Consider the following 18551-nt stretch of genomic DNA (forward strand, 5'->3'; position numbering starts at 1 on the left):
GTAACTCAGGGAATATTGACGGAAGCTACCTCCAGCCGAAAGACTTCATAATTTTCGTCGTGCTGCCGAATCGTGGGCTGCTGGATAAAACCTAACCGCTGAAAAACGCGGCAGGAAGCAAGGTTATCGGACTTTACCTGCCCCAATAATGTCCAGGCGCCTTGCTTCTCTCGCCGCAGTAGGCCCAGTGCCCGGCGGAGGATAGCTAGGCCCATACCTTGTCCTCGATAAGCCGCTGCCACGGAGTAATCAATGGTGCCTACACTCTCTTCGAAGTCGATGCGCACTTGACCTACCGCTTGATCAACCTGTTCAAAAATATACAGAAATGAATCGGTAGCTGCTACACGCCGCGAAAACCAACGCACGTGCACATCCCACTCAATAGGAGCCGTGTGGATGGCATTGCGGCGAACTGCCGGGTCGTTGGCCCAAGTAAAATATTGGGCGGCGTCCGAGGATTGAGCGTGCCGAATGGTGAGTTGGTATGAGCCATACAAAGCCTCAAATACTTTCCGAAAGCGAGAGCCAGCAGCCCCATCAAATACCTGACGTTGGCGCTGAGTCATACTCTGTGCCAGCGGCAAGAGTTCTGCTTCTGGCACATGGGCCAGTTCGGAATAGGGAAGAGCGAGTTTTGCCTCCGTTAGATAAGCCAGCAGATACCGCTGGTTATCGGCAATGGGGTGTAGAAAAAGCAGGCCACCTACTGCACAACACTCATATGCCATACCACTCGGTGGGCAAACATGAATTCCACACCGGTGCAGGAGCGCAGCTAGTTTTTCGGCCGGAATATTATGATGCAGGGTGACGTGCTTTAGGTCCTGAATCTGCTGCTCCAGATCTGCTTGATGGGGATAAGCCGCGCCGGTTACAACTTCAATGGCTTTACCAGGAAAACGCTGCCGGAGCTGATGCAGCAAGGTCAGCGTATGGTTATGCGGGTCAGCGCCGCCCATATTCAGGAATACCTGTTGCACATCAGGTATTGAAGCGGCTTTTTGCGCGGCGAACTGAAACGGACGGCGTAATAACGCGTAGGCAGGACCCAGGCAGAGTTCTGCTCCCGGTACGGTCTGATAAGTGCCGGGTTTGATGCCGCCGGCCTGATTGATAACTACATCCGACCACTGATCCTGAGCAAGAAGATCATCAATGTTGACCACGGGTTGCGGGCGAGACCAAAGTGAATAGGCATACGCTGGGGTGAAATGGTAGCCATCCAGCACTACAATATCAGTGGGTCGTAGCTGCTGAAGGAGCCACTCCGCTTCCTCCTGTAGATTGCTAAAGGAGGGAACCAGCCAGACTTCAGCGCAACCCTTGCTGATTTGCTTCTCTACCTGCTCATCTGGCTCCTGAATTGCAAAAACACAAGTGAAATCGGACTGGAGCATATCTGCCAGCGCCAGGCAACGCACGACATGACCCAGGCCAATTTGGGAATTGCCATTGGCCCGAAAAACGACGCGTGGAAGTAGAGAGTTCGTCACACTTTCTTTTGCTCGATGTGGGCATTGATGGCCACCAATTCCGGGTGAGCATCTAAGAGGTCTATCAATTCATCCGCCGTAAGCCGATGGGCATCGTATTGCTCAATCAGCGTTTTGACCAGTAGAAAATCCTCTGCTGTATCAACCGTTAAGCGGTACGAACTGCGGTCAGGCGTGCGGGTAATGTGGCGGAAATGGACGCGCCCAGATCGGTTTTGGTGTATATAGGGAGTGACATGCTCCCGGTCGCTGGCTAAAGTAGCCGCGTGAAATGCCTCGGTGAGCAACTCCCGCGAAAAGACCTCAAAATCAAAGCCCCGGGGAAATGTGCGCGAAAGGGCATTAGAAAGGTATAGCCGGGGATCAGCAAGACGTTGATACTCGTTTACTGCTTCCGAAATAAGCTTGCCATCCAGCAACGGACAATCCGAAGTGACACGCACAATGATGTCCAACTTATGCTCAGTAGCGCATTGGTAATAACGCCCCAGCACATCTTGTTCGTCGCCGCGGGTGCAGGGTAGAGCATAGGCTTCGGCAAATGCCGCCAATGGGTCATCCGTGGCGTTGATGGTCGTTGCTAAATAGAGCGGCAGCTTACTCTCGCGCAGGCGCACGATGTGATAATGCAGCAACGGAAGCCCGCCTACTGGCATCAATACCTTGCCTGGCAGGCGTGTACTGGTCATGCGCGCCTGCGAAATCACGCCTACCCGGAGCATTAGCGACTTACTTTTTCTAGGAGGTACATGCTGTCCACGTTTCCTTTCTCCGCGGCAGTCTGGTACGGATAAAACTCTTGTTTTACCAGACGCAGCTCCGGAAACTGAGCCAGGAAAAGCTTGGCGTAATCAGCCTTCCACAAAAAACCTTCATTGCCGCGATAGGGTACAGTGGTAATCTCCGGGCTGAAGTACTCAAATCCCCAGATATACCGCCGCGAACAACGCACCATCTCGCTCATTATCCGGGGCAAATCGGCGGGAGCAATGTGAATCAGCACGCCATTGGTGCACACTACGTCAAAGAAGTTGTCTTTGAAGGGGAGGTCAAAGCCACTGCCTTGCACGATGTTCACATGCTGGGTAAATTCCTTGGCTCGCTCTACTGCATACGGCTGCAGCTCCACGCCGTAGAGGTTTTGAAAACCAGCCTGTTGTAGGCCCGTCAACTGCATACCTGTATTGCAGCCTACTTCCAGAATGCGGCTTTCCGGAGAAAGATGCCCCAGGAAAGCGGCGTTCATTTCTGTTTTAGTTAGTCCCCAAGTGGTACGATAAAACTCGTTCCATTCTGCCACTGGGCGCGAATTACGGTCAGTATAAGCGCGGCCGAAGTCGCCGGCCCAGAACTCTTCTTGTCGTGTCGATACGGACATTAAATTGGTCTTTACTAGTTAGAAGTGGTCACAAACTCCCGCACGCATTCAACCACGTACTGCTGCTCCTCATCGGTTAGACTGGGGAACATGGGAATGCTCAGGCAGTGCGCATAATACTGTTCTGCTTGCGGGAAGTCGCCGGATTTCCAGCCCAGCCCCTGGTAAAAGGGCATAGTGTGCACCGGTATGTAATGCACCTGCGCAAAAATCTGTTTGGTGCGTAGGAAGTCGTACAGGCCTTTACGGTCGGCTACCTGAATGATATAGAGGTGGTAAGCATGGCCTTTTGCTTCAGGAGTGAGTACCTGCAAGCCTGGCAAGGCAGTAAAAGCAGCGTCGTAGACGGCAGCAAGTTCGCGGCGGCGTGCCAGACCCGAGTCGGCGCGTTCCAACTGACTAATGCCCAGTGCGGTGAGCATATCGGGCATTCGGTAATTATAGCCTAGCTCCTGCATCTCATAGTACCAGCCGCCTTCGTTACGTTGCAGTTGGGCAGGATCTTTCGTGATACCATGGGTGCGCAGTTTGAGCAGTTCCTGATACAGATCTTCCCGGTTGGTGGTGATCATCCCACCTTCGCCGGTAGCAATATGCTTGACAGGATGGAAGCTGAAGATGGCTAGATCTGCAAACTGGCTATTGCCACAATGCTGCTGCTGCCCTTTAGAATCAATAAAGAAACCACCAGGTGCATGGCAGGCATCCTCAATAATCCATAGGCCAAATTCATCAGCCAGTTTCCGGGCGGCTTCTAAATCAACTGCTAAACCGGCAAAATCGACCGGAATTATACCATGAAAGTGGCCCTTTGGAAAACTTTCCAACAGCCGACGGACGGCACCTAAATCGATGAGTCCGGTTGCAGGATCTATGTCAGCAAAATGAACTTCACCACCACAGTAAAGAACACAGTTGGCTGATGCCGCAAACGTAATGGGGGTAGTAATTACTCGTTGGCCGTGTTGTACGCCAAGAGCCAAAGCGCATAGGTGTAAGGCCGCCGTTCCATTAGATACTGCCACTGCATATCGGGCGCCAGTATAGGTGGCAAACTTCTGCTCAAACTCTGCCACTTTAGGGCCTTGCGTGAGAAAATCTGAGCGCAAAGTTTTTGCTACGGCCTCAATATCAGCATCTGTAATATGCTGACGGCCATACGGAATTGGAGTATTCATAAACAAAGTGGCACTATACCCAACAGCGAAGATGTAAAGTTCTTAAATCAGGCGTAACAAGCAATTTAGATACTATTTTTGCAGAACCTGAATATGCTTACATCTTGCTTGTAACTCCATTTTAATAAGCTGATTGTCAATCCTGATTGAATGAAAAAAAGATACTCTTATTACTCGTTTTTTATTTCCCTGCTGCTATTTTCAGTTTTCCCTAGAGCATTATTCGCACAGCTTGTTACCCAAGGAGAAAAGACAAATTGGTACTTCGGCAACCAGGCTGGCGTAAAATTTATTTCTGGGGTGCCAATTGCGCAGACGAATGGGGTGCTCACTTCTTACGAAGGCTGCGCTTCTGTTTCGACTCCTGCCGGCCAGTTGCTGATGTATAGCAACGGCGAGCAGGTATGGGATGCAAAGCATCAACTCATGCCGAATGGCAGCGGTTTGGGCGGGCACACTTCGGCCTCTCAGGTTGCTATGATGCTGAAGAAGCCAGGCAGCACCACCCTGTACTACATTTTTGTGGTAGACGCCATTGATAATAATCTAGTAGGAGGTCTCCGCTATTCTATTGTAGACATGAGTCTGCGTGGGGGGCTGGGAGATGTCACGGCCACGAAAGCTGTCCGGTTGCCAACCCCAACCCAAACGGGTAAAGTGACTGAAAAGCTGACGGCAGCCTTGCATAGCAATGGTCGGGACTATTGGATTGTGGTGCATGGTTGGCAGAACAATAGTTTTTACAGTTTTCTATTGTCTCCCAGTGGTGTGAGTACCACACCTGTTACCAGTAACATTGGGCCTACACACCAGGGCGGCGGAAGCTTTTTCGGAGCAGCAAATGCTGTTGGCTATATGCGCATATCTCCAGACGGCAGTCGTCTGGCCTTGGCTCAACGGGATACAGGCTTTGAATTATATAGCTTCAATAAATCTACTGGTACAGTTTTTAACTATCAGCCGCTTACTGCCTATTCTGGTTCAAGCTATGGTGTGGAGTTCTCCCCTGATAACTCTCGGTTGTATTGTGGTGCAGGTACCAATAGGGCAATCATGCAGTTTAACCTGTTGGCTGGATCAACAGAGGCTATTAATAGCTCGTTGCGGACTATCGCATATACTAATGCTTTTACAGGTGCCCTGCTAAGAGGACCTGATGATAAGATTTATGTCTCTGTACTTAATGACCAGGCACTTCATGTTATTAACTCTCCTAATGCCTTAGGATCTAATTGTGACTACCGTCAGAACGCAGTGCCTCTGCTTGGGCGGCTGGCTCAGAATGGCTTGCCAAACTTTCCGAATGCTTTCATCCATCCTCTGCCAACGGTTAACTTCTTGGCGCCAGCCGTCTGTGTAGGAGCAACTACCAACTTTACCGCATCCGTAACACCCAACGTGCCTGATGCAGTAATCACTTGGAATTTTGGTGATACTGGGGCAGGTTCAACTAATACAGGGAGTGGGCAAACGGCAACACATGCCTATAGCAAAGCTGGGACTTATTCTGTTACGCTCAGCGTAACCTTACCCGATATTCAGGAGCCTATCACCGTAACCCAACAGGTAACAGTGAATTCCTTACCAACTGTTACCATAGGGCCTGCTACTCAGAAACTCTGCCAAGGAAGCCAATTAACGCTGACTACTAATGCTCAGCCAGCAGGCTCAACTTACCGCTGGCAGGATGGTTCAGCTGCTGCATCGTTTGTGGTGAAGCAGGCAGGGACCTATTCTGTAGCAGTTACTTCTCTTGAAGGCTGCTCTGCCACTACCTCGGTAGTTGTTGAAGTGGTACCAGTGCCTGTAGTAAAACTTGGAGCTGATACGGTTGCTTGCCTGGCAAAACCGGTGTTACTACGTACTAGTGCTCAACCCACGGGCACTACATTTCGCTGGCAGGATGGTACAACAGGAAGTACTTTATTAGTATCTGTAGCGGGTACTTATACTGTAACAGCAACTTCTCCCAGTGGCTGCTCTGGGCAGGATGAAATTGTAGTGCGGGAGGCAAACTGCCCATTTATCATTCCAAACATCATTACACCAAATGGGGATAATCAGAATGACACCTTCGTGTTAAAAGGGCTAACTTCTGAACAATGGCAGGTTGAAATCTATAACCGCTGGGGGCGCCGGATATATCAAGCCAAAAATTATGATAACCAGTGGGGGGCTACAGGCGAAGCTAATGGTGTGTACTACTACTTACTCACGCATATCTCCGGCAAACAGTACCGGGGTTGGGTAGAAGTTGTCCGGTAAACTAGCTAGGCATAAAATAGATGAGCGGCTTCTCAAGAGCCGCTCATCTATTTTATGCCTAGCAGTCATGCGTGAATTCTTCATCCACGTGCAGCCGGATTTCCTCCCGGATTTCCTCCACCGACAGCCAATGGTCGTTGTTGGCGGAATTGTAGTGGAAGCCAAGCGGTACGGGCTTGCCGCCGAAATGGGAGATAAACTTCTCGGTATCCCACTGCGGAGTAGCAGGCAGGATGACGTAATAACGGTCCAGCTCCACCGTGCTTAAGGCATCGGTTTCCGTAATCATTTCCTCGTGCAGCTTCTCGCCGGGGCGGATGCCTACAATTTCCTGCTTGCACTTCGGCCCAATGGCTTCCGCTACGTCCGTGATTTTATAGGAAGGAATCTTGGGTACGAAAATCTCGCCGCCCCAGGAGTGCTCCAGCGCATACAGCACCAAATCCACACCTTCCTCCAGAGAGATGTTGAAGCGCGTCATGTCCGGGTGCGTAATAGGCAAAACTCCGTCCTTGCGGCGCTGCAGGAAAAACGGTACTACCGAGCCACGGGAGCCTATTACGTTGCCGTAACGCACTACCGAAAAGCGCAAGTCACGTGCGCCTTTCATGTTGTTGGCGGCCACAAAGAGCTTGTCCGAGCAGAGCTTTGTGGCACCGTAGAGGTTGATAGGCGCGGCGGCTTTATCGGTACTGAGTGCTACCACTTCCTGCACACCGCAGTCCAGCGCGGCATTGATGACGTTTTCGGCGCCGAAGATATTGGTCTTGATGCACTCCATCGGGTTGTACTCGGCGGCCGGTACCTGCTTCAGGGCTGCTGCGTGCACAATAATGTCGATGCCTTCGCAGGCACGCTTCATGCGCTCCGCGTCGCGCACATCACCAATGAAATAGCGAATAGCGGGGTATTGGGCGTGCGAGAATGTCTGGGACATTTCGAACTGCTTCAGCTCGTCGCGCGAGTAAATCACTAGGCGTTTCACCTGCGGGTACTTTTCCAGTACCGTGCGAACAAACTGCTTGCCAAAAGAACCGGTGCCACCGGTTACCAGAATGGATTTATGATTGAGGTCGAGGGCCATGCGAGGAAAACAAGGCCGGCAAACGGGCCGGCCGGGTAAGGAGGGCAAAAGTAGGCATTCCGGGACGAGCTTGCGTACTTTTGTGCGCCGGACTTATCGTCCGGCGTTTGTAAAGGGACTGACGCTGTTTGAAGTTCTCCTTTTGGGAGGTTTTCCGATCAGGATAGAACTTTCGCCAGCGCAGAATGCCCGTCGGTTATCTGTTTCTACTGCAATCTGCTTTTTGTATGCCCGAACCCGTCAAAGTCGTTATCTGGGATCTGGACGATACGTTCTGGCGCGGCACCCTTTCTGAAGGGGCCATTGAAGCCTTAGAAGAAAACCTGGACCTAGTGCGGGATACGGTGGCCCGGGGCATCGTGCATACTATCGTTTCCAAAAATGACTTCGCAGCAGCGGAAGCGAAACTCATCGAGCTGGGTATTCGCGACATGTTCGTGTTTCCGCAAATCAGCTGGCAACCCAAAGGCCCTATTATCAAGCGGCTACTGGAGCAGATGCAACTTCGGGCCCCCAACGCGCTGTTTCTCGATGATAACCCCATTAATCGGGCCGAAGCGCAGTTTTATAATCCCGAACTGCAGGTAGCCGACCCCGCCGACCTGGCCACGCTGGCCCCGCTGCTACGCGCCAGCGGCAAACCCGACCCCGGCCTCTCACGCCTGGAGCAATACAAATTGCTGGAGCGCCAGCAGCAAGCCCGCTCTACTTATCAGGATAATCTGGCTTTTCTGCGCGATTCGCAGGTGCGCATCCATTTCCGGAAAGGCGAGGCCGTTCTGCCGGACCTCGACCGGATTGAGGAGTTAATTAACCGCTCCAACCAGCTCAATTTTACCAAGCGTCGCGTCAAAAAAGAGGAGTTGCAAGCCAGTTTTCAGGATGCCAACCGCCGCTGGGGCACCGTGTGCGTGCAGGACCGTTTCGGCGACTACGGCCTTGTAGGCGTGTACTGTCTGAATCTGTCTGACTATACACTGGAGCAACTGGTATTTTCCTGCCGCATCCTGCATTTGGGTGTAGAGCAGTTCACATACGCATCTTTGGGCTTCCCCCAACTGGAAGTGCAGGGCGAAGTAGCCACCGAACTCAACCAAACCGACCGGCCCGACTGGATAACCCTGGAAGCCGACGAATCTGCCGCCACCCCACTTAGTTCAGAAAATGCGGTAACCAAGAAGCTGCGCGTCTTACTGAAAGGCGGCTGCGACCTGGGGCAGCTCACCCCGTTTTTGCAGGCTTTTGATCTGGCAGTAGAAGAGGAGTTCAACTACGTGAATGAGAATCAGATTCCGGTTCACGTAGAACATACCGCCCTGCTAAAAGGTGGCCGCGAATGGCCCGAAACGGAGCATAAGCGCCTGGCCGCTAGTCTCCCGTTTCTAGGCGAAGAAGCTTTCCAGACCAAACTCTGGAACGAAGCCTATGACGTGCTGGTGTATAGCCCCCTGATGGACTACACCCAGGATTTATACCGCGAAAAGTCAACCGGTCACCTAATTCCTTTCGGCGGCTACAACAACTTAATTGCAGCTGACCGGGCCACCCAGGCGGCAAAGTTTGCCAAACGTCGTTTCCGGGGAATGGACGAAGCGTTCTTACAGCGTTTCCAGCAGGAATTCACCTTCGAAGGTCAGCTCAGCCCCGAGGGTTTTACGGCCAACCTGCGCTGGCTGCGGGCCCAAGTGCCAGCGCACGTACCCATTTTCTTTCTCAACGGCGCCGAAATAGAAGTGCCTGGCTCGGGTGAAACAGGCGCCAAAGCGCGCCACGTACTAATGAATCAGGCCTTGGCTGATTTTGCAGCTCAGGCCTATAATTGTTTTGTGCTCGACGTCCGGGATTTTGTGCACACACCTGCCGATGTCACCAACAACCTACGCCACTACCAGCGCCAGCACTACCGCACACTGGCCCAACGCGTGGCAGAGGCCATTGGCCAATGGCACGGCCGCCAGTTGGAGCACTCTAGCTGGGTAGATCTAAAAGCGCGGGCCGTAAGTTTGGTGCCCGCCAAATTGCGTGGCTTGTGGCAGAAGCTTTAGCACAAGTCTGTCTGCTCAACAGAATGCTCAAAAAAACTATTCTACCACCCAATCAAAATTATTTGTCATCCTGAGCTTGTAAAGGACCTTATCATGTTGTGACAAGAGCCGTGTTAGCGTGACAAGGTCCTTCGCTTTGCTCAGGATGACACAAGTAGGAGAAGTCCGGAGTAAGGGAAAGGCTGGCGCAGGCTTAAGCTGACAGTGGCGCTTTAATCAGTTTGGCCAGTTGCTTGGTAAGGGCCCGGCGGGAGTAGCCGGCATGGGTAAGCTTGGGCAAATCGAGGCTGGAATTGGCGCGCCACAGCTCGCAGAGGTTGGTCAGGTAATCCAGCATAGCACCGTAGGCATCATAGGGCAACACGCGGCCAGCCCCGCATTCATCCAGCAGGTGGGCCGCATCAGAGTCGCAGGGGCCGATGCAGATAATGGGCTTGTTGGCAGCCAGGTACTCGAATACTTTGCCAGGTAAAATTCCCAGATTATGCGGCACATCAGGAATAGCCATCAGTAGCACCGTACTGCGCAGCAAATAGCTAACGGACTCATCATGCGGCACAAATGGAATTAACTCGGTGAGCTCAGTGAGGTCGTTTTCCTCCAGCTGCCGGCGCACCCCATCCGATACTTTTCCTACAAAACGCAGGCGCAGCGGCACATCCGGGTTCTGGCGGGCGCACTCGGCCACCGCACTCAGGAACAGCTCTATGTGGTACGTCTCGGAAATGGTGCCGGTGTGGGTGATGAGCAGCGTATCGGCGGGTGGGGTGGAGGGCTCCCGGAAGTCACTTTCATCGTAGCCGTTGGGCAGCACATGAAATTTCTCGCTGGAAAGGCTAGATGACTTGCCCAGAAACAGGCGCTTGGTGTCAGGGCTGGTTACTAGTACAGCATCGGCCTGCTCCAGCACCTGGCGCTCGTAGCGGGCATCCAGCCAGCGGGCCAGAGGCGTTTGGTTGAGCTCATGATGGTAGTAGATGTCCGTCCATGGGTCGCGCAAATCGGCCAGCCAGCGTAGGTTGTAACGCTTTTTAAGCTCCAGGCCGATGAGCTGGGTAGAGTGAGGCGGGCTGCTTGTGAGTACGGCATCAAACTTCTCGCCCTTGGCATACAATTCTTCCACGGCGCGCAGCACGTGGCGGTTCCAGCCCCGGCGCGGGTCCGGGATGAAGATGTTGCCGCGCACAAACTTGAAAAACCGCTGCGTGAGGCTGGTTTTGCTTTCATTGGCGAAGCCACCGTATGGAATCTGCTGGCGGCCGGTGAGTTTTTTGTAGCTGCCAAACGGCTCCGAGGTATCGGTGCGCAGCACGCGGACGGAAGGAGGGATATCCGCCGCCAACGACAAATCCAGCACCGGATAGGCACCTTTTTCGGGGTCTACGGTTATCACGGTAGGCTCCACGCCGAAGGACGGCAGGTGCTTCACAAACTTCAGGCTGCGCTGCACGCCAGCGCCGCCGGAGGGCGGCCAGTAATAGGTAATCACAAGCAGGCGCAGCGTAGACACGGGCAATGGAAAGCAAAGGTGAAGCCGCGAAGGTAAGCAGTAGTCGGCTTTCGGGGTTTTCTGGTTATTTTTGGGAAAAATTGGCCGATGCGGAGTATTTCTTCGAAATCAGCAGCAGTAGAAATCAGCGCAAATCCGCTATTCAATGTTCGATAACCTCAGTACCAAATTAGATAAGGCCTTCAAAACGCTGAAAGGCCAGGGCAGCATCACCGAAATCAACGTAGCCGCCACGGTGAAGGAAATCCGCCGGGCGCTGGTGGATGCCGACGTGAACTACAAGGTGGCCAAAGACGTCACCGATAAGATTAAGGAAGAGGCCATGGGCCGCGACGTGCTCATCAGCGTGTCGCCGGGTCAGCTGCTGACCAAAATCGTGTACGATGAGCTGACCCAGCTCATGGGCGGCGAAAAGCAGGATATCGTTATCAAAGGCGACCCGGCCGTGGTGCTGTTGTCGGGTCTGCAGGGCTCGGGTAAAACCACCTTCGCCGGCAAGCTGGCTAGCTTCATCAAAAAGCAGAACCGCACGGTGCTGCTGGTGGCCGCTGACGTGTACCGCCCCGCCGCTATTGACCAGCTGAAAGTGCTGGGCGAGCAGATTGGCGTGGAAGTATATTCCGAAGTAGAAAACAAAAACCCCGTTCAGATTGCGCAAAACGCCATTGAGTTTGCCAAGAAGAACAACAAGAAAGTAGTCATCATTGATACCGCCGGCCGCCTGGCCGTGGACGAGCAGATGATGCGTGAGATTGAGGCCGTAAAGCGCGCCATCAACCCCTCGGAAACCCTGTTCGTGGTAGATTCCATGACGGGTCAGGACGCCGTAAACACGGCCAAGACCTTCAACGACCGGCTCAACTTCGACGGCGTGGTCCTCACCAAGCTCGACGGTGACTCCCGCGGTGGTGCGGCCCTGTCTATCCGTGCGGTAGTGGAGAAGCCCATCAAGTTCATCTCTACGGGTGAAAAGATGGAGGCGCTGGACATGTTCTACCCCGACCGGATGGCCCAGCGTATTCTGGGCATGGGCGACGTTATTTCGCTGGTAGAGCGCGCCCAGCAGCAGTTCGATGAGGAAGAAGCCAAGCGCATCAACCAGAAGATCCGCAAAAACCAGTTCAACTTCGATGACTTCCTCTCCCAGCTGGAGCAGATCAAGAAGATGGGCAACCTGAAGGATCTGGTGGGCATGATTCCCGGCATGAGCAAGGCCATCAAAGAAGTGGATATCGATGATGATGCCTTCAAGCCGATTGAGGCCATTATTAAGAGCATGACCCCACAGGAGCGCGCCCAGCCCGAATTGCTGAACGGCTCGCGCCGCCGCCGCCTGGCCAAAGGCTCCGGCACCGATATTCAGCAGGTAAATAACCTGATGAAGCAGTTTGAGGACATGCGCAAAGTGATGCGCACCATGAACAAAATGAGCCAGAGCAAAGGCGGCATGCTGCAAATGGCCCGCATGATGGGCATGCGCGGTGGCGGAGGCATGCGCTAAGCGCCTTTCCTATCGTACAAAAAAAGCCCGAACGAGGAATCGTTCGGGCTTTTTTATGGCTTAAGGAGCTTAGTACTCCGTTTTGCCAGTGTTTTGCTCCCAGGCCCGGAAGCCCGCCAGTGCTTCTTCGCGAAGTAGCTGCTGCATCGGAATCTGGCGGTCGGGGAGGGGCTTCTCGATTTCGTCGTAGATAAACTGGTCATCGAAGCCAATGGCGGCGGCATCCTGCTTGGTATTGCCGTAGAACACGCGGCGCGGGCGGGCCCAGTAAATAGCGCCCAGGCACATGGGGCACGGCTCGCAGGAAGTGTACAGGTCGCAGTCGTCGAGTTGGAAGGTGCCCAGCGTGGTGCAGGCTTTCCGGATGGCGTCAACCTCGGCGTGGCAGGTAGGGTCGTTGGTACTGGTAACCTGGTTGAAGCCCCGGGCGATAATCTGGCCGTCTTTCACAATGACTGCCCCAAATGGGCCACCAAAGCCGGCTTGCATCTTCTCTACTGAGAGGCGAATGGCCTCCCGCATAAACTCAGGATTGGGGTCTTGCATGATCTTACTTATTAAGGGTGCAAGGTAGCCAAGGTTGGGGTAAGGAGGAATTGAAAGTGCTTTACCAGCGAAGTGCCTGAAATTTATTTTAATAATTTTTTAGCCACAGTCAGAGTGGCATCGAAATTGCTATTTGTGTTTTGAAAGAATAGTTTTTTAGGTGTTTTGGTTGTGGAAAAGGGAGCGGCTATTAGCTGCTCCTTTTTTATTTTCCAAAAATAACCCTATTGCACCACCCGCAGAATATATTCGTCCTCACCCTCTGGCAGCGGGTTTTTCTCGTTACGGAAGGCTCCCACGCGGCTAGGGCCATAGCCCAAGTTTACTTTTACCCATTCGTTGCGCACGGGTAGCATTTCAATAATCTCCCGGCGCAGTATGGCCAGATCAGCCTGTAAGTTCTCTACAGCATTTTCTACTTCATCAGCCTGCTGGTCGAAGGAACCAGTGGCAGAGCGCTGTTCAAACTCCTCCGGCACAGGCTGGCCTTCCCGGGTATGGGCGGCTACAATAGCCTTCTGTAAGTCTTCTTTGGCGCTTAGGTAAGCTTCCACTTTTTCTTCCAAAGGAAGCAGGGCGGGGTCAAGGTAATCCAGGTTAACGGACATGGCTAAAAACGGCGAAAGGGAGGTATGGTGGTGTCAACGAAGAGCCGATAGGAAAGGATACGGTACCCACTTTGGCCGTCATCCTTTCTATCTTCGCCCCATGTCTGCTTCTGTCTCTCCCGATCCACTGGGCCACGCCCTGCTAGCTTACCTCCACAGCACCGACCCAAAGGCGGTACTGGTGGTGCATTCCAACGTAGCCGATGATGAAGAGCTGCCGGCTCAATACTTCTTCCGCTCCCTCTGGGAAATGCCGGAACTGGAGCGCACCGCCCTGGAAGAGTGTCGTGGCCGCATATTAGATGTTGGGGCCGGGGCCGGTTGCCATGCGCTGGAGCTGCAAAACCGAGGCTTCCAGGTGAAAGCCGTGGATGTTTCGCCTGGTGCCGTGCAGGTAATGGAGGAGCGGGGCGTGCGGGAAGTGGCCTGCCACGACCTGTTTTCCTTGCCGCCCGGCCATTACGATACCATTCTTATGCTCATGAATGGCCTGGGCCTGGTAGGCACGCTGGAAGGGCTGGAGCAATTTCTGGAATACGCCCGCCCGCTTCTGCTGCCGGGTGGTCAGATACTGGCTACCTCGTCCGATATTTCTTATCTGTTCGAAGATGAGGACGGCGCCCTGGTATTCAACCTGAACGGTCCGTACCACGGCGAGGTAGAGTACCGCATGACGTATAAAGATGAAACCGGCGCGCCATTCCACTGGCTTTTTGCTGGCGCGGGTATTGTGCAGGACTATGCTGAAGCGGCAGGCTATGAAGTAGAGTTTGTCAGTGAAGACGAACAAGAACAGTATCTGGTGCGTCTTACCGTGCGCTAGCTTAACAAAAACTTTCTTTCGGATGATTGAATTCGCCAAAACCTACACTGCCCGCTGGGCCGACCTCGACCCCAACATGCACATGCGCCACTCTGCCTACACCGACTATGCGGCGCAGGTACGGCTGGAGTTTTTGTCCGAGCAGGGTTTTTCCTTAGCGCACTTCGCTAAGCTGGCCATCGGGCCCATCCTTTTTCGTGAGGACACGCGGTTTTTCAAGGAAGTAGGCTTAAGCGAGCAGATCCGGGTTACAGGCGAGCTGGCTGGGATTAATGAAGATGGGTCCCGCTGGCGTATTGTGCACAGCATTTATAAGGCCGATAACCGCCTGGCGGCCACCGTTACCGTTGACGGGGCCTGGCTGGATTTACGCGCCCGCAAGCTGGTGGTGCCCCCAGCAGAAATTACCGCCGTTATGCGGCAACTAACCCACCATGATACCTATGCTGATATTGTGCGCAAAAAGGAGGAATAAGATCTAACGCCTTATTTCACGGCTTTAACCGCCACTTGCTTGCTGATGCGCTCCAACTGCTTTTGGTGATGCAGAATATGGTCCAGCATAAAGTCCATCGTTTGGGTGATGGTAAGCATACCGGAGCGTGGGTGCTTGAAAATGGCCCGGTCCAGGAATTTGCCCGGATACTCATTTAAGGTGCGCTCCAGGCGGCGGCGGGTTGCTTCCCACTGGGCACGAAGCTCAGGCAGGGTCGGAACTGTTTCTGGGGTTAGGTTAGTCAGATAAGCAGGGGCTTTAAAGCGGGTAAAGGGCAGGCGTAACAGCACCCGTAATAGTCTGGACTTGAGAAAGGACCCTACCCCGCCTTTTTGTAAGCCCTCCGCTTGCAGGAGCTTCTTTTCTATGTACTGGCCTATTCCACTCTCCGCCACCACCAGATGCTGCACCACCTGCGCCGCCGACCATTGGCCGGGGCCTGGTGCTTGATTAGCTTGCTCACCTAAATCGGAAGCTGAAGTCAGCAGGCGGTTAGTGGCTCGTTCCAACTGCTCAAAGCGTATGTGTAAGCGGTGGTTCATATGAATGAGTGGGAAAAGGGAAGGAAGGCAGTAAAGTACGAATTCGGCTCAGTATGGAGGAATATGCCTGCTACGCAGCCAGCGGCCCAACGGCTAAGGGTAGCAGGCCAAAGCAAACAAAAAGCCCCACCGGTATATACCAGTGGGGCTTTTTGGTATCAGAAAGCTAAAAGCTACGCTTTCTGATAGGTTATTTCCTTCACAGCAGCCACGGTGCGGGCCACATTAGGCAGCGAAGCCTCAATGAGGGTAGGCGCGTAGGGCAGGGGCACGTCCTGGCAGGTAATACGCACTACGGGGGCATCGAGGTAGTCGAAGGCGCGGCGCTGTACCATGTAGGCTAGTTCCGAGCTGATGCTGGCCAGGGGCCAGGCTTCTTCTACCACCACCATGCGGTTGGTTTTCTTCACCGATTCAATGAGGGTATCGTAGTCGATAGGACGAACGGAGCGCAGGTCGATAACTTCGGCGTTGATGCCTTCTTTCGCCAGCTCATCGGCCGCGGCCAAAGCCACTTTCATCATTTTGCCGAAGCTTACCAGCGTCACACTGTCGCCCTGACGCACTACGTTGGCTTTGCCAATCGGAATCAGGTATTCTTCCTCCGGCACCTCGCCTTTGTCGCCGTACATCAGTTCCGACTCCATGAAAATAACCGGGTCGGCGTCGCGGATGGCGGATTTCAGCAGGCCTTTGGCATCGTAAGGAGTGGAGGGAACCACTACTTTCAGACCGGGGCAGTTGGCGTACCAGTTCTCGAAGTTCTGCGAGTGCTGCGAGGAAAGCATACCGGCGTTGCCGGTAGGGCCGCGGAATACGATAGGGCAGGAGTACTGACCACCCGACATCGAATAAATCTTGGCCGCCGAGTTAATCACCTGGTCAATAGCAACCAAGGAGAAGTTGAAGGTCATGAACTCGATGATGGGCAGCAGGCCGTTGATGGCCGCGCCAACGCCGATGCCGGCAAAGCCCAGCTCAGCAATAGGCGTATCAATTACGCGCTCCGGGCCGAATTCGTCGAGCATGCCCTGGCTTACTTTGTAAGCACCGTTATACTCAGCTACTTCTTCGCCCATGAGAAATACGCGCGGGTCGCGGCGCATTTCTTCAGACATGGCTTCACGCAGGGCTTCCCGGAATTGGATGGTCCGCATAGTCGTCAGTTGACAGAAAGTCGAAAAATCAGAAAGAAAAAGCCGGAGGATTTCCGGCCCGTAAAGCTACGACGCTCAGACGGGACGGGCAAATGCCAGAGACAACACTACTTTAAGGCCTCCACAAACGTTTTGGTGGCGGTAAACTCTCGGAATTCCAGGTCTTCCACGGCCCGCTGGGCAAACTGGCGGTCCAGCTGCACGGCCCTGCGCAGGTACTGGCCCATTTGGGCTTCGTCTTTCTGACGAGCAGCTACTAAGGCCAGGCAGTAGTACGCCATGGCATCGTTGGGCTTGAGGGTGAGGGCCTCTTGGTAAATCTGCGCCGCGCCTTCGTAGTTTTCCTTCAGCAGGTAAATCAGGGCGCGGTTCATAGTATTCTGGTAGGATTTGTCGCTGAAGCTGAGGCTACGCAGGGCATCATCGGGCTGGCCTACTTCGATTTCCAGCGCGGCTTTATCGGCAAATACTTTATTCAGAATGGGACGAGGGCCGCCCAGCTTAATGGCGTAGTCGTAGTTCTGCAGGGCCTCCAGCTTGTCGCCGGCGCGGTGGTAGGCGGTGGCGGTGCGGTAGAAGGTAAGGGCGGTAGGGTTACGGTGCGCGGCCAGCGTGAAGTTGGTGGCGGCCCGGCGCTGGTAAGCCCGTTTCACGCGTAGGTTCACTTCCTTATCTGCCCGGGCAGCCAGTACCACACCCAGGTTGTGGTAGGCCTCCCAGCGGCCGGTAGTAGCAATGGAAGTTTCATAGATGCGCTGCTTTTCGGCCAACAGTGGCGTGAGAGTAGCCGAATACCGCAGCTCTTCGGGCGTCAGCGCATCGGCCTCCATTTGCTTCTCCACAATTTTTTTGGAGAGCAGGTAGATTTCTGATTCGTACCGTTTGGGGGCGCTGTACTTCACGGCCACCGTGCCAAAGCGCATCACCGGATAAATGTATTGCTCCAGATAATCAAAGAAGGAAAGCTTATGCAGCTGTAGCTCCCGTTCGGCAAACGTGCCTTCCGACTCATTCAGAATGGTGAGCACGGAGTCAATCTGCGCCGGCTGCAGCGCCGACTCTTGCACCTTGTTCACGAACAAGTCCCAGCGGTTGCGGTAGGCGCGGGTGTCAAATTGAATAGCTTTCACCGAGTTCAGGTAAGAGCTGACGTCTACGCGGTTTTTATAATACTTCACCAGGGCCTGCACGCGCTGGTCGGCCAGGTGCGGGTTTTTGGTTTCGGCGGGCTCCGGCGAGTTGCCGGCCACCACCATCACCAGTTCGGTTTTCTGGTTGGCTTCGATGAATTCTTCCAGCGCGGCCACATTTGTGCCCAGGTAGTTGCGGATTTTGCTTTCGCCGGTGTCAAAGAAGAAAGGCAACACGCGGGTGCCGCCCCCTTCCAGACTGGCCGTTTCCGGCAGGTAAGGAATGAGCGTATCCTGGCGCACCACCAGCCGGCTGGTAGTGACAATGCCGCGGGCTATTTGAAATTGTTTACCCGTGCGCACTTTGCCGCCCGTCCGCCGCTGACGGGCTTCAGGGGTGGCCAGCAACTGGCCCGGGTTTTTGCGCGGCGTGAAGGGAAACGAAAACTGCTTGCTGACTACCAACTGGTCCTTGCGGTCCTCATCATACACGTACTCGCCAGACACAAAGCTGAGGCGGCCCACGGTATCTTCCCGCAGCCCATTATCGTAGCGGTAGCTGAGGTTCAGGTTATATGCTTTTCCCTTGCGCAGATGCGCTGCGGGTACTTTCGCCTTCACTTCAAACAGAACATTTTCGCCATTGGTGTCCAGCACTGAAGGCTGAACAGTAATTTGTTGACCCTCACCCGCAACCTTCATCATCCGGGTAAGCGTACAACCCGACAAGGTGACGCCGAGAGTGGCCGCTAGAAATAGTGGTAAAACGCGCACGGATAGGCTGATCATGTA

Annotated in this window: 16 protein-coding genes; 5 read left to right on the forward strand and 11 right to left on the reverse strand. The window is 53.9% G+C overall.

What is annotated here, in order from left to right; genetic code table 11:
- Positions 1 to 5: 5 nt before the first annotated feature.
- Genes pseG through pseC form a run of 4 tightly spaced genes read right to left on the reverse strand, consistent with a single transcriptional unit; the run spans position 6 to position 4052 of the window.
- Positions 6 to 1496 carry a UDP-2,4-diacetamido-2,4,6-trideoxy-beta-L-altropyranose hydrolase gene (pseG, locus tag Q4G72_RS09455; RefSeq protein ID WP_303311172.1) on the reverse strand — a complete coding sequence of 497 codons (1491 nt, stop codon included), beginning with the start codon at positions 1494 to 1496 and terminating at the stop codon, positions 6 to 8.
- A complete protein-coding gene (locus Q4G72_RS09460) occupies positions 1493 to 2218 on the reverse strand; it encodes a cytidylyltransferase domain-containing protein (protein WP_303311173.1) in 726 nt (241 codons plus the stop codon). The genes pseG and Q4G72_RS09460 overlap by 4 nt, the downstream gene beginning before the upstream one ends.
- Complete coding sequence (locus Q4G72_RS09465) at positions 2218 to 2874, reverse strand: pseudaminic acid biosynthesis-associated methylase (RefSeq protein WP_303311174.1); 657 nt, start codon at positions 2872 to 2874, stop codon at positions 2218 to 2220. Before Q4G72_RS09465 ends, Q4G72_RS09460 begins: the two co-directional genes overlap by 1 nt.
- Positions 2875 to 2888: 14 nt before the next feature.
- Positions 2889 to 4052, reverse strand: coding sequence for a UDP-4-amino-4,6-dideoxy-N-acetyl-beta-L-altrosamine transaminase (gene pseC / locus Q4G72_RS09470; RefSeq protein WP_303311175.1), 1164 nt, complete (start codon positions 4050 to 4052; stop codon positions 2889 to 2891).
- A gap of 150 nt (positions 4053 to 4202) precedes the next feature.
- Here pseC and Q4G72_RS09475 point away from each other — a divergent pair, with 150 nt between their 5' ends.
- Positions 4203 to 6317 (forward strand): T9SS type B sorting domain-containing protein, encoded by a 2115-nt coding sequence (locus Q4G72_RS09475; protein WP_303311176.1) that lies wholly within the window; start codon positions 4203 to 4205, stop codon positions 6315 to 6317.
- Between the two features lie 58 nt (positions 6318 to 6375).
- Here Q4G72_RS09475 and pseB read toward each other — a convergent pair whose 3' ends face one another.
- The gene (gene pseB, locus Q4G72_RS09480; RefSeq protein WP_303311177.1) at positions 6376 to 7401 is read right to left on the reverse strand and encodes a UDP-N-acetylglucosamine 4,6-dehydratase (inverting); all 1026 of its coding nucleotides are present in this window, start codon (positions 7399 to 7401) and stop codon (positions 6376 to 6378) included.
- 227 nt (positions 7402 to 7628) lie between these two features.
- Between pseB and Q4G72_RS09485 the strand changes: the two genes are divergently transcribed.
- Entirely contained in the window at positions 7629 to 9446 is a 1818-nt protein-coding gene (locus Q4G72_RS09485) for a hypothetical protein (protein WP_303311178.1), read from the forward strand.
- 193 nt (positions 9447 to 9639) lie between these two features.
- Here Q4G72_RS09485 and Q4G72_RS09490 read toward each other — a convergent pair whose 3' ends face one another.
- The gene (locus Q4G72_RS09490) at positions 9640 to 10956 is read right to left on the reverse strand and encodes a glycosyltransferase family 4 protein (RefSeq protein WP_303311247.1); all 1317 of its coding nucleotides are present in this window, start codon (positions 10954 to 10956) and stop codon (positions 9640 to 9642) included.
- A 145-nt stretch (positions 10957 to 11101) separates the two neighbouring features.
- Between Q4G72_RS09490 and ffh the strand changes: the two genes are divergently transcribed.
- Positions 11102 to 12457 carry a signal recognition particle protein gene (gene ffh / locus Q4G72_RS09495; RefSeq protein WP_303311179.1) on the forward strand — a complete coding sequence of 452 codons (1356 nt, stop codon included), beginning with the start codon at positions 11102 to 11104 and terminating at the stop codon, positions 12455 to 12457.
- 69 nt (positions 12458 to 12526) lie between these two features.
- Here the strand turns inward: ffh and Q4G72_RS09500 are convergent, their stop codons facing one another.
- Complete coding sequence (locus tag Q4G72_RS09500) at positions 12527 to 13003, reverse strand: nucleoside deaminase (RefSeq protein ID WP_303311180.1); 477 nt, start codon at positions 13001 to 13003, stop codon at positions 12527 to 12529.
- 224 nt (positions 13004 to 13227) lie between these two features.
- On the reverse strand, positions 13228 to 13611 hold the full coding sequence (locus tag Q4G72_RS09505; protein WP_303311181.1) for a hypothetical protein: 384 nt from the start codon (positions 13609 to 13611) through the stop codon (positions 13228 to 13230).
- A gap of 100 nt (positions 13612 to 13711) precedes the next feature.
- On the opposite strand from Q4G72_RS09505, the gene Q4G72_RS09510 reads away from it, so the two are divergent.
- Both Q4G72_RS09510 and Q4G72_RS09515 read left to right on the forward strand, forming a co-directional pair.
- The gene (locus Q4G72_RS09510; protein ID WP_303311182.1) at positions 13712 to 14434 is read left to right on the forward strand and encodes a class I SAM-dependent methyltransferase; all 723 of its coding nucleotides are present in this window, start codon (positions 13712 to 13714) and stop codon (positions 14432 to 14434) included.
- Positions 14435 to 14456: 22 nt separating this feature from the next.
- A complete protein-coding gene (locus Q4G72_RS09515; RefSeq protein WP_303311183.1) occupies positions 14457 to 14909 on the forward strand; it encodes an acyl-CoA thioesterase in 453 nt (150 codons plus the stop codon).
- Positions 14910 to 14920: 11 nt separating this feature from the next.
- Here Q4G72_RS09515 and Q4G72_RS09520 read toward each other — a convergent pair whose 3' ends face one another.
- The 3 genes from Q4G72_RS09520 to Q4G72_RS09530 all read right to left on the reverse strand — a co-directional run bounded on the left by Q4G72_RS09520 (position 14921) and on the right by Q4G72_RS09530 (position 18548).
- A complete protein-coding gene (locus Q4G72_RS09520; protein ID WP_303311184.1) occupies positions 14921 to 15472 on the reverse strand; it encodes a DinB family protein in 552 nt (183 codons plus the stop codon).
- 173 nt (positions 15473 to 15645) lie between these two features.
- A complete protein-coding gene (locus tag Q4G72_RS09525) occupies positions 15646 to 16638 on the reverse strand; it encodes a pyruvate dehydrogenase complex E1 component subunit beta (protein ID WP_303311248.1) in 993 nt (330 codons plus the stop codon).
- Between the two features lie 98 nt (positions 16639 to 16736).
- On the reverse strand, positions 16737 to 18548 hold the full coding sequence (locus tag Q4G72_RS09530; RefSeq protein ID WP_303311185.1) for a tetratricopeptide repeat protein: 1812 nt from the start codon (positions 18546 to 18548) through the stop codon (positions 16737 to 16739).
- Positions 18549 to 18551 lie beyond the last annotated feature (3 nt).

Origin of the sequence: Hymenobacter sp. BT730 (assembly GCF_030542105.1) — a bacterium.
Taxonomy (GTDB): Bacteria; Bacteroidota; Bacteroidia; order Cytophagales; family Hymenobacteraceae; genus Hymenobacter.

Bases quoted from the DNA above. Each gene is read 5' to 3' on its own strand.
- Q4G72_RS09460 (WP_303311173.1), bottom strand. From the start codon at position 2,218: ATGCTCCGGGTAGGCGTGATTTCGCAGGCGCGCATGACCAGTACACGC.
- Q4G72_RS09465 (WP_303311174.1), bottom strand. From the start codon at position 2,874: ATGTCCGTATCGACACGACAAGAAGAGTTCTGGGCCGGCGACTTCGGC.
- pseC (WP_303311175.1), bottom strand. From the start codon at position 4,052: ATGAATACTCCAATTCCGTATGGCCGTCAGCATATTACAGATGCTGAT.
- Q4G72_RS09475 (WP_303311176.1), top strand. From the start codon at position 4,203: ATGAAAAAAAGATACTCTTATTACTCGTTTTTTATTTCCCTGCTGCTA.
- pseB (WP_303311177.1), bottom strand. From the start codon at position 7,401: ATGGCCCTCGACCTCAATCATAAATCCATTCTGGTAACCGGTGGCACC.
- Q4G72_RS09485 (WP_303311178.1), top strand. From the start codon at position 7,629: ATGCCCGAACCCGTCAAAGTCGTTATCTGGGATCTGGACGATACGTTC.
- ffh (WP_303311179.1), top strand. From the start codon at position 11,102: ATGTTCGATAACCTCAGTACCAAATTAGATAAGGCCTTCAAAACGCTG.
- Q4G72_RS09500 (WP_303311180.1), bottom strand. From the start codon at position 13,003: ATGCAAGACCCCAATCCTGAGTTTATGCGGGAGGCCATTCGCCTCTCA.
- Q4G72_RS09505 (WP_303311181.1), bottom strand. From the start codon at position 13,611: ATGTCCGTTAACCTGGATTACCTTGACCCCGCCCTGCTTCCTTTGGAA.
- Q4G72_RS09510 (WP_303311182.1), top strand. From the start codon at position 13,712: ATGTCTGCTTCTGTCTCTCCCGATCCACTGGGCCACGCCCTGCTAGCT.
- Q4G72_RS09515 (WP_303311183.1), top strand. From the start codon at position 14,457: ATGATTGAATTCGCCAAAACCTACACTGCCCGCTGGGCCGACCTCGAC.
- Q4G72_RS09520 (WP_303311184.1), bottom strand. From the start codon at position 15,472: ATGAACCACCGCTTACACATACGCTTTGAGCAGTTGGAACGAGCCACT.
- Q4G72_RS09530 (WP_303311185.1), bottom strand. From the start codon at position 18,548: ATGATCAGCCTATCCGTGCGCGTTTTACCACTATTTCTAGCGGCCACT.